General features: G+C 70.5%; 16 protein-coding genes and 1 pseudogene. 10 read left to right on the forward strand and 7 right to left on the reverse strand.

The genetic code is table 11. From position 1 onward, the window contains the following. Nucleotides 1–42: 42 nt before the first annotated feature. The 3 genes from AC2W7K_RS11175 to AC2W7K_RS11185 form a co-directional block, all read right to left on the reverse strand. Nucleotides 43–282, reverse strand: coding sequence for an antitoxin (locus AC2W7K_RS11175; protein WP_486006190.1), 240 nt, complete (start codon nt 280–282; stop codon nt 43–45). A 101-nt stretch (nt 283–383) separates the two neighbouring features. Continuing rightward, a complete protein-coding gene (locus AC2W7K_RS11180; RefSeq protein ID WP_211978969.1) occupies nt 384–1,046 on the reverse strand; it encodes a response regulator in 663 nt (220 codons plus the stop codon). After that, nucleotides 1,043–2,302, reverse strand: coding sequence for a sensor histidine kinase (locus AC2W7K_RS11185; protein WP_211978970.1), 1,260 nt, complete (start codon nt 2,300–2,302; stop codon nt 1,043–1,045). The genes AC2W7K_RS11180 and AC2W7K_RS11185 overlap by 4 nt, the downstream gene beginning before the upstream one ends. Nucleotides 2,303–2,411: 109 nt before the next feature. Between AC2W7K_RS11185 and AC2W7K_RS11190 the strand changes: the two genes are divergently transcribed. Next, on the forward strand, nt 2,412–3,986 hold the full coding sequence (locus AC2W7K_RS11190; protein ID WP_211978971.1) for an MFS transporter: 1,575 nt from the start codon (nt 2,412–2,414) through the stop codon (nt 3,984–3,986). A gap of 1 nt (nt 3,987) precedes the next feature. Here AC2W7K_RS11190 and AC2W7K_RS11195 read toward each other — a convergent pair whose 3' ends face one another. Next, nucleotides 3,988–4,704: an LmeA family phospholipid-binding protein gene (locus tag AC2W7K_RS11195; protein WP_211978972.1), complete on the reverse strand. Its 717-nt coding sequence runs from the start codon at nt 4,702–4,704 to the stop codon at nt 3,988–3,990. A 116-nt stretch (nt 4,705–4,820) separates the two neighbouring features. Here AC2W7K_RS11195 and AC2W7K_RS11200 point away from each other — a divergent pair, with 116 nt between their 5' ends. After that, entirely contained in the window at nt 4,821–5,741 is a 921-nt protein-coding gene (locus AC2W7K_RS11200; protein WP_211978973.1) for an SCO6745 family protein, read from the forward strand. On the opposite strand, the gene orn is transcribed toward AC2W7K_RS11200, so the two are convergent. Then, on the reverse strand, nt 5,738–6,403 hold the full coding sequence (orn, locus tag AC2W7K_RS11205) for an oligoribonuclease (protein WP_282959872.1): 666 nt from the start codon (nt 6,401–6,403) through the stop codon (nt 5,738–5,740). The genes AC2W7K_RS11200 and orn overlap by 4 nt on opposite strands. A gap of 200 nt (nt 6,404–6,603) precedes the next feature. Here orn and AC2W7K_RS11210 point away from each other — a divergent pair, with 200 nt between their 5' ends. The 3 genes from AC2W7K_RS11210 to AC2W7K_RS11220 all read left to right on the forward strand — a co-directional run bounded on the left by AC2W7K_RS11210 (nt 6,604) and on the right by AC2W7K_RS11220 (nt 10,935). After that, nucleotides 6,604–8,196 (forward strand): DUF8094 domain-containing protein, encoded by a 1,593-nt coding sequence (locus AC2W7K_RS11210; RefSeq protein WP_211979267.1) that lies wholly within the window; start codon nt 6,604–6,606, stop codon nt 8,194–8,196. Between the two features lie 22 nt (nt 8,197–8,218). Further along, nucleotides 8,219–9,163, forward strand: a complete 945-nt coding sequence (locus AC2W7K_RS11215; RefSeq protein ID WP_249121039.1) for a tetratricopeptide repeat protein — start codon at nt 8,219–8,221, stop codon at nt 9,161–9,163. A 65-nt stretch (nt 9,164–9,228) separates the two neighbouring features. Continuing rightward, nucleotides 9,229–10,935, forward strand: coding sequence for a hypothetical protein (locus AC2W7K_RS11220; protein ID WP_486006191.1), 1,707 nt, complete (start codon nt 9,229–9,231; stop codon nt 10,933–10,935). A gap of 5 nt (nt 10,936–10,940) precedes the next feature. Here the strand turns inward: AC2W7K_RS11220 and AC2W7K_RS11225 are convergent, their stop codons facing one another. Continuing rightward, nucleotides 10,941–11,393, reverse strand: coding sequence for a hypothetical protein (locus tag AC2W7K_RS11225; protein WP_211978974.1), 453 nt, complete (start codon nt 11,391–11,393; stop codon nt 10,941–10,943). Next, nucleotides 11,390–11,740, reverse strand: coding sequence for a hypothetical protein (locus AC2W7K_RS11230; RefSeq protein ID WP_137826071.1), 351 nt, complete (start codon nt 11,738–11,740; stop codon nt 11,390–11,392). Before AC2W7K_RS11230 ends, AC2W7K_RS11225 begins: the two co-directional genes overlap by 4 nt. A gap of 138 nt (nt 11,741–11,878) precedes the next feature. On the opposite strand from AC2W7K_RS11230, the gene AC2W7K_RS11235 reads away from it, so the two are divergent. The 5 genes and pseudogenes from AC2W7K_RS11235 (at nt 11,879) to AC2W7K_RS11255 (ending at nt 17,416) form a co-directional block, all read left to right on the forward strand. Beyond that, nucleotides 11,879–13,108, forward strand: coding sequence for a cysteine desulfurase family protein (locus AC2W7K_RS11235; RefSeq protein ID WP_211978975.1), 1,230 nt, complete (start codon nt 11,879–11,881; stop codon nt 13,106–13,108). Next, nucleotides 13,105–14,279: pseudogene (gene mnmA / locus AC2W7K_RS11240) on the forward strand (tRNA 2-thiouridine(34) synthase MnmA). Before AC2W7K_RS11235 ends, mnmA begins: the two are co-directional and overlap by 4 nt. A 56-nt stretch (nt 14,280–14,335) precedes the next feature. Continuing rightward, a complete protein-coding gene (locus AC2W7K_RS11245; protein ID WP_211978977.1) occupies nt 14,336–16,321 on the forward strand; it encodes a S9 family peptidase in 1,986 nt (661 codons plus the stop codon). Further along, complete coding sequence (locus tag AC2W7K_RS11250) at nt 16,278–16,970, forward strand: hypothetical protein (RefSeq protein ID WP_486006192.1); 693 nt, start codon at nt 16,278–16,280, stop codon at nt 16,968–16,970. Before AC2W7K_RS11245 ends, AC2W7K_RS11250 begins: the two co-directional genes overlap by 44 nt. Further along, on the forward strand, nt 16,874–17,416 hold the full coding sequence (locus AC2W7K_RS11255; RefSeq protein WP_486006193.1) for a hypothetical protein: 543 nt from the start codon (nt 16,874–16,876) through the stop codon (nt 17,414–17,416). The genes AC2W7K_RS11250 and AC2W7K_RS11255 overlap by 97 nt, the downstream gene beginning before the upstream one ends. Nucleotides 17,417–17,449: the final 33 nt, after the last annotated feature.

Below are 17,449 nucleotides of genomic sequence, written 5' to 3' on the forward strand. Positions count from 1 at the left end.
CCGGGCCGGGCGTCGCCGGGGCGCGGGTCGACCGGGCGGCGGTCAGCCGGGCCGGGCGTCGCCGGGGCGCTGGTCGTCGTGGCCGATCGCGCGGTCCGCGGCGTCGCGGGCGCTCTTGATCTTGTCGCTGTACTTGCCCTTCGTCAGCGAATCGGCGGCACCGGCAGCCTTGTCGAGGACCTGATCGCTGAACTTCTCCACCTTGGGGTTGTTGAGCTTCTCACGGACCTTGGGGTCGTTGGCGAGGTTCTTCGCCTTGTTGATGAACTTGTCGAATCCCATGGGACTGCCCTTCTTCACAGGTGTGCTTCACAGATGTGATGGTCGCCACCGATCCTAGTCCGCGAGGCTGAGTCGGTCCTGTGGGCCGCCTTCGCCCCGCCTCAACCCGACTTGTCCGCGGAAGGGCCGGTCGCGGCGGTGTAGGCGAGCGCTGCCTGCACCCGCGACTCGACGCCGAGCTTGACGAGCACTCGGGAGACGTGCGTCTTCACAGTGGCCTCGGTGATGCCGAGCTCATTGGCCAGGGCGCGATTGTTCCGGCCTGCGGCGATCCCCGCGAGGACCTCGCGCTCCCGGTCGGTGAGATCGTCGGGCAGCGCCGCGGCGGGTGCCGGTTCCTCGGGAAGTGCCGAGAGCATGGTGACGACGCTCGCGGTGACCTCGGGTGAGAGCACGGTGTCCCCGGCGGCTGCGCGGTGCACGGCGCCGATGAGCTCCTCGGCCGAGGCGCTCTTGAGGAGGAAGCCCGCGGCCCCCGCGCGGAGGGCGGCGAGGATGACGTCGTCGAGTCCGAACGACGTGAGGATGAGAACCGTCGGGGCGCCTGGGGCCGACCGCAGCTGCCGGGTCGCGGCGACTCCGTCGAGGACGGGCATCCGCACATCCATGAGGACGATGTCCGGGCGCAGCGCTTCTGCCATGCTCACCGCCGTGCGCCCGTCGGCGGCCTCGCCGACCACGGAGATGCCGTCGGCGGTGTCGAGGAGCAGGCGGATGCCGGCGCGCACGGCTCCGTGATCGTCGGCGATGAGGACGGTGGTCACTGCGGGGGTCCTTTCGGTCTCGGCGGCTCCGGCGCGACGTGCGACTCGGGTGCGGCCGTCCTGCCTCCCGGCAGGGTGAGTGTGGCGGTGAACGTGTCCGTCGTCCGGGTGAATGCGGCACCCCCGCCGAGGCGCTCGAGCCGGTGGGCGATGTTGTCGAGTCCGTGCCCCGCCCGGTCGGTCGCCCCCGCGGTGGGGGAGAGCGCGACCGGGTTGGACGCGGCGATCGCGCCCGCCTCGGTGACGGTGATCGTCAGCTCCGGTGCGCTGGCGTGCTTGACGACGTTGGAGATGAGTTCGGCGATGACCGGACGCAGCGCCGCCTCCTGCCGGTCGGGCAGCGCGGTGAGCGCCTCCGCCCCGGTGACGGTGACCCCGAGGCTCCTGGCCAGGGCGATCGCCTCGGCCGCTGACGCCGCGACGGGAGGATCGGCCTCGACGTCGGAGCGGAGGACATCGATCATGCGGCGCATCTCGCTCAGCGCCCGGTCGGCGGCGGCGTGGACGGTGGTGAGCACCTCGGTGCGGATCCTCTCATCGTGGGCGGCCAGCGCCGCCTGGGAGTGGAGGGCGATCGCGGAGATGTGCCCGGCGACGAGGTCGTGGAGGTCCTCGGCGGCGGCAGTTCGCACCTTCTGCTCGGCGAGCCGGGCGCTCACCGCGGCGTTCTCGGCAGCCAGACGCGCCGCCTGCTCCTGAGCGTCCGCGCGGGCGCGCTCGGCCTCGGCCCGTTCGTGTTCGGCGGCGGCGGTGTTGCGGTGCTCGCGGACGCTGCTCGCCCACAGGGCCGGGAGGAAGAGGATGATGACGGCGAGGACCGAGAACTGGAACGACGTCGACAGATCGAATCCGGAGGCGAACGAGGCGACGCCCGCGACGATCGTCGAGACTCCTGCGAGGGTGAACACGACCGTCGACACGCGCGGGGATGCGTGTCCGACGAGGGCGAAGACGAGCTGGAACACGAGCCAGAGAGCGAAGTCGTGGCCGCCGGCGAGGACGTCGACACCGAGGCCGATGAGGAAGCTCGTCGTCGAGATCGCCACCCGCGGGGCGTAGAGCGTGCCGATGAATCCGCAGGTGATGAGCACGGGCTGAGCGACCTGGTCGGGGACGACGTCGGTGTCGAACCACTGGTTCTGGGGGCCGAGGACGATGAAGAGGACGCCGATCGCGCTGAGCACGAGCGCGGTGAGGAGATCCTCGAGGGTGAATGCGGGCAGGCCCGGCACTGACAGGTGCCGCTGATCGGACATGATCCGAGTCTAGTGACGACGCCGTCGGGAGGAATCATCCCAAAGTCGGATGTCGACGTGCGACTTCCTCCCGACGACGGGGCTTCCCTCTCCCGCATAGCGTGGCGGCATGAACAGCACCGAGGCGGCCCGGAGTTCCGGTCGGGCACAGGCATCGACGGCGTCGGGCTTCTTCAGCGGACCCGCTGAACTCCTCGCCTTCGTCCTCCCCGTCGTCGCCGCGCAGCACCTCGGGGCGAGCGGGGCCGAGACCGGAGCGCTCGTCGCCGTCCAGCTCCTCGTCTCGCTCCTCATCCGGCCCCTGGCCGGCAGGCTCGTCGACCGGTGCGGATCGCCGCGGAGCTCGGCGATGATCGCGGCGGCGGGCTCAGGCGTCGGGGTACTCTCCTTCCTCGTCTTCGCCGCCTCGACGACGCTGCCGCCGGCGTTCGCCGCTGCCGCACTCGGCGGCATCGCCGGTGCGCTCTTCTGGGTCGCGGTGCGCGCCCTCATCGCCGAGCGCGCCGAGGGCGATATCGGCGATGACCGCTTCGCCGTGCTCATGGAGAACGAGTCCTCCGGCGCCTGGATCGCGTTCATCATCGGCATCCCGCTCTTCCAGGTCGCCGGACCGCAGGCCGTCTTCCTGGCGTGCGCGGTCGCCTGCCTCGTCGCGGGGGTCCTGCTCGCGCGGATCGGAACGCACAGTCCTGCACAGGGAGAGGCACGGCAGCGCCCGACGCCCGACTCTGCACATCTGCTGCGATCCCTGCGCGGCATCCTCGCGCTCGTCGTCGTCCTCGCCTTCGCCGAGGGCATCATCTCACTCCTCCTCATCCTCCACCTCGCCGTCGAGCTCGGGCTGGAGCTCGGAGAGATCGCGCTCGTCTACCTGCCGGGGGCGATCGTGCTCAGCATCGCCCCGCGTCCTCTCCACCGTCTCGTCCGCCGCATCGAGCCGCGGTGGATCCTCCTCCTCGGCCTCACGTGCTCCGCCGGGTTCGCCGCGGCGATGGTCACCCGCCCCGGCCCGGTCGCGCTCGCCGTGCTCTGGGTCCTCTCCGCCCTGTGCTTCTCGCTGCTCGAACCGCTGCTCGACAGGCTCATCGCCGTCGTCTCCGGCCACCGGGCGGGAGCTGGGTTCGGGTACGCCCAGAGCGCAGAGCTCATCGGGACCGCTGCCGGGACGCTGGCGGCCGGAGCGCTCTTCGGTGCCGGCGCCTGGCATGTCGCGACGATCGCCGCCGCGGTCGTCCTCATCATCGCCGCGCTCACCGGGTGGCGGGGTCTGCGCCGTTTCCCCGCCGCAGACCTCGGGGCAGACGAACGCATTCGAGACCAGCGCCCGCGCGACAGTCGCCAGCACGGCACTCGTCGAAACGACACCCGCCGCAGCGGCACCACCACAGAGAGAAAGGGACTGAGTCCAGCCATGAAGAGAACAGCAGCGACCCTGGCCATCCATGTCGGCATCTACGTGATCGCGCAGGTGATCTTCGCCCTCGTCGCCGCCAGCTGGCCCTGGGAGGTGATCACGGGCGGGACCTCGGTGACGACCCTGCTGAGCTGGAACGCCGGGGGAACGGACATGCAGAGGTGGATCGGCTCGATCTCACGGATCTGGACGATCGTCGTCCTCATCGACATCCTCTGGTCCGGTTATCGGATGATCGTGCCGAAGGCACCTCAGTCCTCGACGGACTGACCTACTCGAGCATCACCCCGTTGCCGTGGACGCTCACCCGCATGCCGTCGTCGACGGCGTCGATGCCGGTGACCTCGAGGCCTTCGGGCATGTCGCCCAGATCGATGACGATGTCGGAGATCTCCGAGGTGAGGAACGACGGCATCGTCGAGAGGTCGACCTCGGCCGCGCCGAGGGTGAGCGTCGTCGCCGAGACGAGGATCTGCCGCCCGTCGGGCTGCGCATCGATCCCGACGCGCACGTCCTGCCCGAGCAGGGAACCGGTGAGGTAGAGCGTCCCGTCGGTCGTCGTGAACGTCATCCCGTCGGGCAGGGAGGCGTTCTGCCCGGCGAGCCGATCGATCGTCGACAGCGGGATCGTCGCCTCCCCGTCGACGGTGCCGATCGGCCGCGAGGAGTCGGTGGGCACATCGAAGAGGCTGAGGTCGACGTCGGTGACCTCGAGGTCCTCGTACGTCGCCCGCGTCGCCGTGACGTCGACGGCGTCGAGCCTGCCCGCAGCCAACTGGTTGAGGATCGGGAAGCCCCTGACGTCGACCTGCGCGTCGCCGTAGTTCTCCAGCCCCTCGGCGATCCGGCGCTCGGTGGTGAAATCGACGATCCGGTCGGCGGCGATGACCCCGACGACGAGGGTGACGACGACGATGATCGCGGAGACGATGAGGGGACGGCGGCGGGACCGGCGGCTCGGATGGGCTCGGGTTGCTCCAGTCGTCATGACGCTCATTCTCCCATTGTCCCTGCCCAGGATGCGTGCGACCTGGCTGTCGGATGTGCCGGTCCGACAATCGCCTGCCCTGTCGGCCGGGGACGCACCCCGCCTAGGATGGGGCCATGGACTCGACTCGCACGCAGAACATCAGGACCCTCTCCGGTCGCCTCAACTCGTTCCACTCGTCGATCTACTTCTCCGAGGTCGTCGGCGCCTCGTTCGCCGAACTCGGCCTCGAACCCGGGATCCCGGCGAACATGGCCGCCCGCTCGGCGCCGATGGGTCGCGTCAACGCCGGCGTCGTCGCCGGCACCTTCTACAACTACTCGCCGTCGTTCATCGCGACGATCATTCCGCGGATCTGGGACACCGTCTCCCCGGACGTCATGGTCTCCGCCCGTTTCGACGCCGTGTCCCTCTACCTCGACGGACTCTTCGGCGACCGTGACGACATCGCCCTCCTCACCGAGGCGGCCGTCCAGCTCACGGAGACGCTCACCCCCGTGCGCGAGGCGATGGACTTCACCGGGCGCTCGCTGGCCGGCTCGACCGCCGCCGCCGTCGCCGCCCACACCCCGGCCACGGCCTTCGAGGCTCTCTGGGATCTCGCCACAGTGGCGCGCGAGTTCCGCGGCGACGGGCACGTCGCCTCCCTCGTCACCGCCGGAGTCGCCGGCATCGACGCCCTCATGCTCGACGTCGCCACCGGTGCGTCGTTCAAGCCGCGGGCCGCGCAGAAGACCCGCGGTTACACCGATGAGGAGTGGCAGAGGGCCCAGGACGGACTCGCCGAGGCGGGGCTGATCACCGTGGGCACCGACGACCGCGGGTATCCGCTGCCGCAGATCACCGACGCGGGACGTCAGCTCAAGGAGGAGGTCGAGATCCTCACCGACGGCACCGTGGCCGCCGCCTGGTCGGTGCTCAGCGACGAGCAGATCGCCTCGCTCATCGCCCCGAGCCGCACGCTCGTCAAGGTGCTCGTCCAGTCGGGGGCGTTCCCGTCCGCCGTCTTCGCGCAGCCGGAGCGGAAGTCGAGCTAGTTCGCCGGTGTCGCGTCGGCGGGGGTCTCAGCAGCGTCGCCCGCCGGCTGCTCCGCGTCCGCGGAGTACTGGGCGACCACCTCGGCGGCGATGCGCTTGGCATCATCCGAGGTCGGCCCCTCTGCGGAGAACACGGCCCGGCGGTAGTACTCGAGTTCGACGATCGAATCCCGGATGTCGCCGAGGGCGCGATGGCCGCCGAGCTTCGCCGGTGCCTGGTAGTAGGCGCGGGGGAACCACTGCTTCGACAGCTCCTTGATCGAGGAGACGTCGATGATGCGGTAGTGGAGGTAGGCGACGAGGTCGGGCATCTGCTTGTTGAGGAACACCTTGTCGGTGCCCACCGAGTTCCCGCCCAGCGGGGCCTTGCCGGCCTCCTTGACGTGCGTCTTCACATAGTCGAGGACCTGGGCCTGCGCCTCGGCGACGGTCGTGCCGGCGTCGAGTTCGGTGATCAGCCCGGAATCGGTGTGCATCTTCGTGACGAAGTCGTTCATGTTCGCCCGGGCCGCCGCCGAGGGCCGGATGACGATGTCGATGCCCTCATCGAGCGGTCGGAGCTCGAAGTCGGTGACGATCGCGGCGATCTCGATGAGTTCGTCACGCGCCTCGTCGAGGCCGGTCATTTCGCAGTCGATCCACACAATTCTGTCGTTGCTCACGCTGCCAGCTTAACGGTGTGCGGGTCGGGACAAGCCGAGTGGGTCTGTGTGTCCGCTGACACACGCTGAGTGCATCCGCAGAACACCGCCGCCGTCGGTGACCTAAACTTGTACTGACCTCTGCCCGGACAGGGTGGGAGGAATCGTGCCGACTCGAGGAGAAGGTTTTTCGCGTGCGTTACACACTTGCTGTGATTCTCATGGTGGTGGGTGTCGTTGTCTCAGGGCTCGGGCTGCTCCAGAAGACCCTGTGGGCCCCCTCCGACACGATCACCGCCACGACGCAGATCGACGGGTCGGCCCCGGCCGTCATCGTCGATCCGGGCATGCTCAACCTCTATGACACGCCCGCGACGCTGACCGCCCAGGGCACCGGTGATCTCACGATCGCGCAGGCCCCGATCGAGAGCATCGACGCCTGGGTCGGCGATTCCCCGGCCGCCCGGATCACCGGACTCGCCGCGGAGAACGGTCTCACCGTCGAGCCGAAGGAGGGCGAGGCAGAGCTGCCGAACCCGGTCGGCTCCGACCTCTGGGAGGCCGAGGTCACCGGCACCGACACCGTGAGCCTCGACTGGGACTCCGACCCCAACCGCACAGGGTTCCTCATCGCCGGCTCCGGCGCCCCCGGCGACGTCACCTCGGTGTCCCTGTCCTGGCCCAACCGCGCCGACACCCCCTGGGCGATCCCGCTGATGATCGCCGGCGGCGCGATCTTCGTCATCGGCCTCATCCTCCTCTTCCTCGGCCGTCGCACCGCGAAGCGCGAAGCCAACCGCCGCCAGGCCCGGCAGGACCGCCGGCGCAAGCTCGCCGAATACGGCACGGCCTTCGCCATCGTCCCGGTCCTCGCGCTCAGCGCGTGCGGCCCCGCCGAGCTGCCGACCCCCGAAGCCTCACCGGCCCCGACGACGCCGATGGCCGGGGTGAGCAGCGGCCAGGCTGAGCGCATCCTCGGCGCCGTCGCCACCGACATCGCCGCCGCGGACAAGGAGACCGACGCGAAGAAGCTCGAGGCCCGCGCCACCGGACCCGCACTCGAACAGCGCACCGCCGTCTACACGGTCAAGGACAAGGTCAAGGACCAGACGATGCCGCCGGCGATCGCCGCCGACGACATCGTCGTCAACTTCACCGCCGCGACCGACACGTGGCCGCGGATGACGAGCCTCATCACCTCGGCCGGCGACCAGACGCAGCTCCTCGTCCTCACCCAGGACGACGCCCGGGCCGACTACAAACTGTGGTCGCAGACCGTTCTCGTCCCCGGCACCGAGCTGCCGGAGATCGCCGACGCCCGTCAGGGCTCGCAGCCGCTCGACGCGAGCGCGGAGGGCTTCGCGATGACCCCGCAGGCCGCCGTCGCCGACTACGCGAAGGCCCTCGGCGCCGGCGCCTCGTCGAAGGAGGCGAAGCTCTATGAGCCCGACGACTTCTCGAAGTCGATCTGGGCGAACCAGGACGAGCAGAAGAAGAGCGCGGAAGAGGGCAAGGCCAGCGTCAAGTACTCGTACGAGCCCGGACAGCAGATCGTCGCCCAGGAGACGGCGGGCGATTCCGCGGTCGTCACCGGCGTCATCACCGCCGAATCGACGATCACCCCGCAGTCGACAGGCGGCCGCACGGGCACGCTGACCCTGAGCACCCCGCAGAAGGAGCTCACCGGGGAGAGCAGCACGCAGCAGCCGGTGACGACGACGACGTACCAGGTGCTCACCTTCCTCGTGCCGCAGGACGGCAAGCCCCGCCTCATCGGCGGCCTCGAAACCCTCAGCGGAGCCAAGCTCGGCTGACGCACCCAGCAAAGGAGATCCCGTGTCTTTCGATCCGAATCAGGGTCCCGGCCCGCAGTCGGGCAGCACCCCTCAGCAGGGGCTCGACCTCTCCGCGGTCCGCACGAAGAACATGCCCGCCGACGAGGCGGGTGCGCCGGCCGCGGATCCCACCGCGGTGCCGCTGCCCTCGCTCGTCCTCGACGTCGACGAAGCGGTCTTCAACGACATTGTCGCGCTCTCCGAGCGCGTGCCCGTCGTCATCGACCTCGCCTCGAGCGCCAGTGACGCAAGCCGTGAGGTCTCCGCCGTCCTCGCGCGCCTCATCCCGTCCTACGGCGGCAGGCTCGTGCTCGCGAAGGTCGACGTCGACCAGAACCCGCGGGTCGCCCAGGCCTTCGGCGTCCAGTCGACCCCGACGGTCGTCGCGATCATCAAGGGCCAGCCGGTGCCGCTGTTCCAGAGCACGCTGCCCGAACCGCAGATCGCGGCCTACTTCGACGAGCTCCTCACCCTCGCCGCGGAGAACGGCGTGAGCGGTCACGCGGTCGTCGGGGGAGCCGAACCCGAACCGGCCGGCCCCAAGCATCCCGAGGCCGAGGAGGCCCTGGCCGCCGGGGACTTCGACACCGCCGAATCCCTCTTCAAGGCGGCACTGGCCGCCTCACCGGCCGATGACGAGGCGAAGTTCGGCCTCGCCCGCGCCGGCCTCGGCCGCCGCCTCATCGACGCCGACCCCGACGAGCTCATCGCCGCCGCTGACGCCGACCCCGCGGATGTCGAGGCCGCGAAGGCCGCCGCCGACGCCGAGGTCGTCAGCGGCAACCCGGCCGGGGCGTTCGACCGCCTGATCTCGCTCATCCGCACGTCCACGGGACCGGAGAAGGAGGCGCTGCGCCTGCGCGTGCTCGACCTCTTCGAGATCGTCGGACCCGATGACCCGGCCGTCGCCAAAGCACGCACCAAACTGATGAGGGCATTGTTCTGAACCAGATAGTCCGCCTCACCACCGCCATCCTGTTCACGATCACCGGCGTGATCCTGACCGTGCTGGTGGCCTCTGCCATGTCCGTCGTCGGCACCGACGAAGTCACCGAGACCCCGGCCTTCGAAGTCTCCGACGGGTCGTACGCCGTCGTCCTCGACGAGGCGATCGTGCCGTTCTCCGGCACGAACGTCACCATCGAGGCGACGAACGCCGACGGCAAGGAACTCTTCCTCGGCACCGCGAACGGCGTCGACACCGCGAGCTACCTCGACGGGGTCTCCCAGGTCCAGATCAGCGACGTCGACTTCCCCAACGAGGCGACCCATCGCTCGATCCCCGGTGACCCGGCGCCCGCCGCGGACATCGCCGGCAGGGATTGGTGGACATCCGCGGAGACCGGGGCGACCGTGTCGAAGACCTTCGACCTCGATGCCGACCCGCAGGTCCTCGTCATCGCGCCGGCGACGGCGGGGGAGAACCTCGACGGGACGACCGTGCAGCTGAAGATGCGCGTGGCCGGTGTGCTCGCGCTCAGCCTCATCGGCCTGGCCGCCGCGATCATCGCCTTCGGCTTCGCCGCGTACTTCTTCCTCCGCTGGTGGAACGGACGGATCCGCCCGCGCAAGCAGTCCGGCAAGCTCAAGGAGCGCCGCCCCAGCACCGAGGCGCCCCGCCGGAAGTCCCGGAAGTCCGCCTCGGCGACCGGGCAGGAGACCGCGGACACCGCGCCGACCGGCAGCGAGAACCCCGGCCGGGAGTCCGACCGCGGAGCCGGCGAAACCTGCGGCTCCGCTCGGCGCCGGAACACCCGCGTGCGCGCGGCTGCCGGCATCTCGCTGGCTTCGGGCCTGGCGCTGTCCGGCTGCGGTGCGCTGCCCATCGCCCAGCCCGACACCCCGCAGGTCACCCCCTACGAGCGCACCGCTGTGCGCCCGGGCGAGGCCGGGGAGTTCATGACCTCGTACACGGAGTCGCTCGACAAGATCCTCGCCGACAAGGGCGAGGGACTCGAAGCGATCCAAGGCGCCCCGCTCATCGACCGCACCCGTGCGCAGATCCAGATCGCGGACAAGACGAAGCAGAACCTGCGCGCCCCGAACTTCACCGAGGTCGTCGCCGGCGGACCTGCCTTCACCGACTATCCGATGTGGTTCTACGCCCTCGGCACGACGGGCGGGGACGAGAAGCTCACGCAGGTGCAGCTGGCCACCCGGGAATCCGCCTCGGTGCAGCCGCTCGTGCGCACCGCGGTCTTCATTCCCGCCGATCAGGCCCCGACCCTGCTCGCCGACGGCAGCGGAGCGGTCGAGCCTGCCCCGCAGGCGTTCACCGAGGAGATGGCGACCGCAGCCGACCAGATCTCGACGTTCCTCAAGGACGGCAAGGTCGACGGCGGCATCGTCTCCGGACTCGACCAGGGCGGCTTCAAGTCCTTCCAGGACTACGTCGGCGGCCTGCGCAACGAGGACTCCGGCTTCGACGACGTTACCGTCGAATGCACCCCGTACCAGGACTTCGACTTCGGGTCGATGACGCTGACGACGGAGAACGGGGCGCTCGGCATGGGCGAGATCCGCTGCACCCTGACGATCAAGGTGCCCGAGGACTACTCGGTCGACCTCGGTGACACGATCGAGGCCGTGAAGACGAACGACAAGGACGGCAACACCGTCAAGGTCGACACCGCCCAGCCCTACGTCCTGCTCAAGGACGGGGAGACGATCACCGCACTCAACACCGACTGGGACATCCTCTCCTCACGGATCGAGTGAGGAGATCACACGAGGTCCGTCTGCTCCTCGCGCACCCGCCGGCCGACCCGCAGCAGCCACCACAGGCCGATGAGGGGAAGCACGAGCGGGATGAAGCCGTAGCCTGAGCCGAAGTTCGACCACACCGAGGGCTTCGCGAAGTCCTCGGGATGCGTGAAGCTGAGGATGCCGACGATGATGACGCCGGCGAACTCGATGAGGCACGCGGCGATCGCGATGCGGTGCGTGACCCGGTTGCCGATGACGAAGCACACCGTCGCGAGGATGTAGATGCCGGCGGCGATGACGGAGAGCGTGTAGGCGACCGGGGCGACGTCGAATTCGCGGATGACCTGGTAGCCGGCCCGCGCGGTCGCCGACAGCGCGAAGATCCCGTAGACCGCGGTCAGGGCCCGACCGGGTCCCGAATGCATCGCCGAGTACGGTGAGCGCGGTGCCGGGCGAGTGCGTCTGTTCACAGCCAAATCTGGTCCATTCTCTCGATCATGATGATCACCGTCAGCCCGGCGGCGGCGAGCACGCCGGGACCCCACCTGCTCAGCTCCGCGAACGCCCAGAACCCGGCGAGCGCGATGACGAGGATCGCGGTGATGACATAGCCGAAGTAGAGGAGCGGGTCGACGCCGTCGGTGCCTCCGAAGGTCGCGATCGAGATGACGAGCTCGACGATGAGGAGGAGGAGCAGGAGTGCGGAGCAGCCGAGCAGCAGCGGTCCCGCAGGTCGGTTGCGGATCGTCTCGACGATCGCCCACACGGTGAGCACGGCGGCGACGGCATAGAGCACGAGCGTGAAAACGGTGAACACCCGGACAAGTTTAGTCCGCAGGGCCCCGCGGCGAAGACCGCTCCGAGCGGCGGAACCGGGTGAGATCGGGCACGGAAGCGGGTGAGATCGGGCACGGAACCTGGCCGGGGCCGGGCCCGAGCGCCTAAAATACTCGACGTGCCGATCTATCTCGACCATGCCGCGACCTCGCCGATGCCCCAGGCGGTGCTCGACGTCTACACGACCGAGCTGAGCCGCCGGGCCAATCCGTCGTCGCTGCACGCGGTCGGTCAGGCCGGGCGGATGCGGCTGGAGACGGCCCGCGACGACATCGCCCGGGCACTCGGGGCGACGAGCTCCTCCGAGGTCGTCTTCACCTCCGGCGGCACGGAGGCCGACAACCTCGCCGTCAAGGGCCTCTACCTCTCCCGCAACAACGGCAGCTTCGCCGAGCCCGCCCGACCCCTCGTCCTCACCTCGGCGATCGAGCACCACGCGATCCTCGACTCCGTCGACTGGCTCGAGTCCCAGGGCGCGGAGATCGTCCTCCTCGACGTCGACGAGACCGGCCGGATCGACCTGCCCGCCGCCGAGGCGGCGTTGCGCCGCGACCCCGACCGGACCGCGCTGCTGTCGGTCATGGCCGCGAACAACGAGATCGGCACGATCCAGCCGATCGCCGAACTCGGTCGCCTCGCCCGGGACCTCGGCATCCCGTTCCACATCGACGCCGTCCAGGCGCTCGGGCAGATCCCGCTCGACTTCGCCGCACTGGAGGCCACGGCGATGACGATCACCGCGCACAAGATCGGCGGTCCCGTCGGCATCGGCGCCCTCCTCCTCGACCGCGCCGCCGCGCCCACCCCGATCCTCCACGGCGGCGGTCAGGAGCGCAGCGTGCGCTCGGGCACCCTCGACGTCGCCGGCGCGGTCGCCTTCGCCGCGGCCGTCGACCTCGCGACCTCCGACCTCGATTCGCGGGCCGCGAAGTTCTCCGACCTCCGCGACCGCCTCATCGCCGGTGTCGAGGCGACGATCGAGGGCGCGACACTGTCGGGCCCCCGCGGGACCGGCCGTCTGCCCGGCAGCGCCCACTTCACGTTCGCCGGCTGCGAGGGCGACTCCCTGCTCTTCGGCCTCGACGCCCGCGGGATCGCGACGTCGACGGGATCGGCTTGCTCGGCCGGCGTCTCCCGCCCTTCCCATGTCCTCCTCGCCGCGGGCATGAGCGAGGACGTCGCCCGCTCCGCACAGCGCTTCACCGTCGGCCACGACACCGCCGTCTCCGACATCGACGCGCTCCTCGAGGCGCTGCCCGCCGTCGTCGACCAGGCCCGCCGGGCCGGCATGGTCTCGGCGACGCCGCGCTGGCGGCAGACGGCCCACGAGAGTCAGGAGAGCGCATGAAGGTCCTCGTCGCGATGTCCGCGGAGTCGACTCCGCCGTCGCCGCCGCCCGTGCCGTCGACGCCGGCCACGAGGTCGTCGGCGTCCACCTCGCCCTGTCCCGGATGCCCGGCACTCTGCGCACCGGCTCGCGGGGCTGCTGCACGATCGAGGACTCCCGCGACGCCCACCGAGTGGCGGGCATGCTCGGCATCCCCTTCTACGTGTGGGACTTCTCCGAGCGGTTCAAGGAGGACATCGTCGATGACTTCATCGCCGAGTACGCCGCCGGCCGCACCCCGAACCCGTGCATGCGCTGCAACGAGCGCATCAAGTTCGCCGCCCTCCTCGACCGGGCGCTCGCCCTCGGCTTCGACCAGATCGCGACCGGGCACTACGCCGAGGTGGTCCGCGACGCCGCCGGCCGCCCCGAGCTCCACCGCGGCGAGGACCTCGCGAAGGACCAGTCCTACGTCCTCGGCGTCCTCACCGGCGAGCAGCTCGAGCACTGCTACTTCCCGATCGGAGCGACCGCTTCGAAGGCCGAGGTCCGCGCCGAGGCGGCCGAGCGCGGCTTCTCGGTGGCGAACAAGCCCGACTCCTACGACATCTGCTTCATCCCCGACGGCGACACGAAGGCCTGGCTGGCCGACAAGATCCCGATGCGCCCGGGGCTCATCAAGGACGGCGAGGGCGAAGTCCTCGGAGAGCACGACGGTGCGATGACCTTCACCATCGGCCAGCGCAAGGGGCTCGGCATCGAGAAGCCGGCCGCCGACGGCAAGCCGCGCTTCGTCACCGGTCTCGACCCCGCCTCGAACACCGTGACCGTCGGCTCCCGCGCCGACCTCGGCGTCTCCCACCTCACCGGCATCCGCACCTCGTGGGCCGGACCCGCCCCCGCCGACATCGGCACCACACCGGAGACGGGGATCGACTGCGAGGTCCAGATCCGCGCCCACTCCGACCCCGTGCCCGCCCGCGCGTGGCTCGGGGACGTCGTCACCGAGGTGCCCGCCCACGAGGCCGCGGTGCCGGCGGCCCGGCCCGCCGGCCAGCTCCTCCACGTCGACGTCGCCGAGGAGCTCTCCGGTGTCGCCCCGGGACAGACGATGGTCGTCTACCGCGGCACCCGCGTCCTCGGTCAGGCCACGATCGACGTCACCGCCAGGGACCGCCTCGGCGCGCGGTGATGCGCACCGGTGACGCCCACCGGTGACGGGCCCGCTATGGGCGGTAGCCTGGGGGAATGAAGGAATCGCCCCAGGACGTCGTCACCGCGCCGTACGGCACGTGGTCCTCGCCGCTGAGCGCAGCGGAGGTCGCCACCGGGGCAGCCCCGATCTTCGAAGCCGCCTTCCGCGGCGAGCACGTCTACTATTCGGCGAAGTTCGCCGCCGAGAACTCCCGGACGGGACTCGTCCGCACCTCCCTGTCGCACCCGGGGCCGGGGGAGCGGATCCTGCCGGAGCCGTTCAACATCCGCTCGGCCGTCCACGAATACGGCGGCGGGGCCTGGGCGCTCGACCCCGACAGCGACATCGTCTACTTCGTCAACGCCGCCGACCAGCGCGTCTGGCAGCTCATCCCCGGCCGGTCGCCGCACGCGCTCACCCCCGAGACCTCGGGTCTCATCCGCTACGGTGACCTCCACATGACCCCGTGGGGGCTGCTCTGCGTGCGCGAGGACTGCCGATCGACGGTGCGGCGGCGCTCGATCGTGCTCATCACCCGCTTCGGGACGATGCGGGAGCTCGCGACGCAGGCGCACTTCATGGCGTGGCCGCGGATCTCGGCCGACGGCCGACTTCTCACCTTCATCGGGTGGGAGCACCCGCACATGCCGTGGGATGAGACGAGCCTGTGGGTCGTCGACCTCGGCACCGGGGGCGACCCGACCGTCGCCGCCGTCCTCCACGGCAGTGAGGTGGCCCTCCTCCAGCCGGAGTTCAGCGGACCGACGACGCTGCGGCTGTGCTCGGACCATCAGGGGCACTGGGCCCTCTACGAACTCGACCTCAGCGGGGTGGCGGGGTCGTCTGCCGCCGAGGCGGTCGACCTCTCCGTGACCGACCTCAGTCCCGTCCTCGACACGGGAACCGAGATCGGCGGACCGCTGTGGCAGCTCGGGGCGCTGTGGCACCTCGGTGACGGCGCCGAGGTGTGGGCGCACGCGCAGTCGGACATGGCCGCCCTCGTGCGGGCGCGCGACGACGCTGCCGCCACTCCCGTCGGGGACGCCAGCGCCACCGCCGCCTCGGCGCGGGTCGTCGAGGAGATCGCGACGCTGGGCAGCATCGAACTCCACGATCTCGGCCGCACCCACGTCCTGCTCACCGCGAAGTCACCGGACTGCGCGGGCGCGCTCATCGCCGTCGACCGGGTGACCGGGGCGTTCACGGAGATCGCGACGGAGCGGCTCGACGCCCACGACGACTACTACGCGCACCCGCGCACGACGGTCCTCGGCGGCGTCCCCGTCGTCCTCCATGAGCCCCACAATCCCCGCTTCATCGCCCTCGACCGGGAGCGCCCTCCCTACGTCGTCATCGCCCACGGCGGACCGACCGGGCAGGCGACGGCGGACATGTCGGCGCGGATGAGCTTCTTCGCCTCCCGCGGCATCGGCGTCATGGAGGTCAACTACGGCGGGTCGACGGGCTTCGGCCGCGCCTGGCGCGAGCGCCTGCGCGGACAGTGGGGGATCGTCGACGTCGCCGACATCGTCTCTGCCGTCGAGGGACTCATCGATGCGGGACTGGCCGACCCGCTGCGGATCGCGATCTCCGGCGGTTCGGCGGGGGGCTGGACGGCGCTGTCGGCGCTCATCAGCTCCGATGTCTTCGCGTGCGGCACCTCGTACTTCGGGGTCACCGACCTCATGCGGTTCGTCATCGACACCCACGACTTCGAGAGGCACTACGTCGACGGTCTCGTCGGCCCCTGGCCCGAGGCGCAGGACGCGCTCTTCTCCCGCTCGCCGATCCACCGCACGAGCGACATCAGGGTGCCCGTGGCGATCATGCAGGGCGACCGCGACCCGATCGTCCCGCCCAATCAGGCGCAGGAGTTCGTCGACATGCTCCGACTGGCCGGAGTGGAGTACATTTACCGTCTGTACAAGGGCGAATCCCACGGCTTCGTCCGCACCGAGACCATCATCGATTCCCTGGAAAGCGAGTTCGGATTCTATGTCGACGTCTTCGGAATCCCCCGCAGCCGCAGGCACCGCTGAGACGCAGTCACTCACTCCGTCGGCGACGACGACGTCGGTGTGGATTCCCGGTGGGGACAGTCTCGGCGGCTCCGACCCGGCCGCCGCGTCCCGGCCCGGTGACGTCTCCCGGCGGGCCGCCTCGGCGGGCTTCGACGTCCTCGCCTCGGGCCTGCCTCCCGTCCCGCTCATCGCCCACCGCTCCGGGGACCGGTGGGGCGCCGACGCGATCGGCCGCGCCGTCGGCCTGCTCACCGACCTCCACGTCGACCGCGCGTCCTACGGGTGGAGGCTGACGGCCGCGGCGGGACGGGACGAGCGTCTCGAGTCCTCCGGGCTCGGCGAAGCCCTCGACGCCGTCGCCGAATACGGCGAGGGCTTCCCCGGTGCCGTGCAGGTGTCCCTGCCGGGACCCTGGACGCTCGTCACCGCGCTCAGCCTGCCCTCGGGCGCCGCGTCCTCGGCGACGCCGGAGCCCGCCGCGACGTCGTCCAGGCCTACGCCTTCGGCATCGCCGGCCTCACCGAACGGCTGCGCAGGCTCGGGCTGCGCACCGTCATCCGCTTCGCCGAGATGCGCCTCGACCCCGTCCTCACCGGCACCTGGCCCACCGTCTCCGGCTTCGCGAGCCTGCCCGCGATCAGCGAGACACAGGTCCACGCGGCGCTGACCTCGACCTTCGGGCACCTGCCGCCGTCCCTGCTCAGCCTGCCCGACCTCGCGCCCCTGCGGCTGCGCGGCAAGGAGATCCCCGCCGCCGAGGTGGTCCGCTCCACCGGTGCCGGCGCCGTGTCCGTGCCGTTGGCTAGTCTGAGGGCAGCAGGATGGGAGCAGCTGGCGATCCTCGCCGAGGCGGGAGTCGGCACATGGATCCGCCTGCCCGCCGACGCCGGTTCCCGACCCGGTGACGTGCGGCAGTGGCTCGACCGCATCGCCGAACCGTGGCAGCGGGTCGGCATGGGTGCCGCGAGCCTCGCGGGCTTCGGCGTGCTCACGGGAGAGGAGCTGCCGCTGGGGCACCCGCCGCTGCTCGCTCCGGCGGCGACGCCGGACCGCGCCGATGAGCCGGCGATGCGGCTGGCGGCAGGACTGCGGCGAGCCCTGACGGAGGGATAGATGAGCCAGACACAGCGAGACGGAGACACGACC

This window comes from Brevibacterium sp. LAARM2_SD2, assembly GCF_057364785.1.

What these genes read in the sequence shown, in the direction of transcription:
- AC2W7K_RS11175 (WP_486006190.1), bottom strand. Translation starts at nt 282, where the DNA reads ATGGGATTCGACAAGTTCATCAACAAGGCGAAGAACCTCGCCAACGAC.
- AC2W7K_RS11185 (WP_211978970.1), bottom strand. Translation starts at nt 2,302, where the DNA reads ATGTCCGATCAGCGGCACCTGTCAGTGCCGGGCCTGCCCGCATTCACC.
- AC2W7K_RS11190 (WP_211978971.1), top strand. Translation starts at nt 2,412, where the DNA reads ATGAACAGCACCGAGGCGGCCCGGAGTTCCGGTCGGGCACAGGCATCG.
- AC2W7K_RS11195 (WP_211978972.1), bottom strand. Translation starts at nt 4,704, where the DNA reads ATGACGACTGGAGCAACCCGAGCCCATCCGAGCCGCCGGTCCCGCCGC.
- AC2W7K_RS11200 (WP_211978973.1), top strand. Translation starts at nt 4,821, where the DNA reads ATGGACTCGACTCGCACGCAGAACATCAGGACCCTCTCCGGTCGCCTC.
- AC2W7K_RS11210 (WP_211979267.1), top strand. Translation starts at nt 6,604, where the DNA reads ATGGTGGTGGGTGTCGTTGTCTCAGGGCTCGGGCTGCTCCAGAAGACC.
- AC2W7K_RS11245 (WP_211978977.1), top strand. Translation starts at nt 14,336, where the DNA reads ATGAAGGAATCGCCCCAGGACGTCGTCACCGCGCCGTACGGCACGTGG.
- AC2W7K_RS11250 (WP_486006192.1), top strand. Translation starts at nt 16,278, where the DNA reads ATGTCGACGTCTTCGGAATCCCCCGCAGCCGCAGGCACCGCTGAGACG.
- AC2W7K_RS11255 (WP_486006193.1), top strand. Translation starts at nt 16,874, where the DNA reads ATGCGCCTCGACCCCGTCCTCACCGGCACCTGGCCCACCGTCTCCGGC.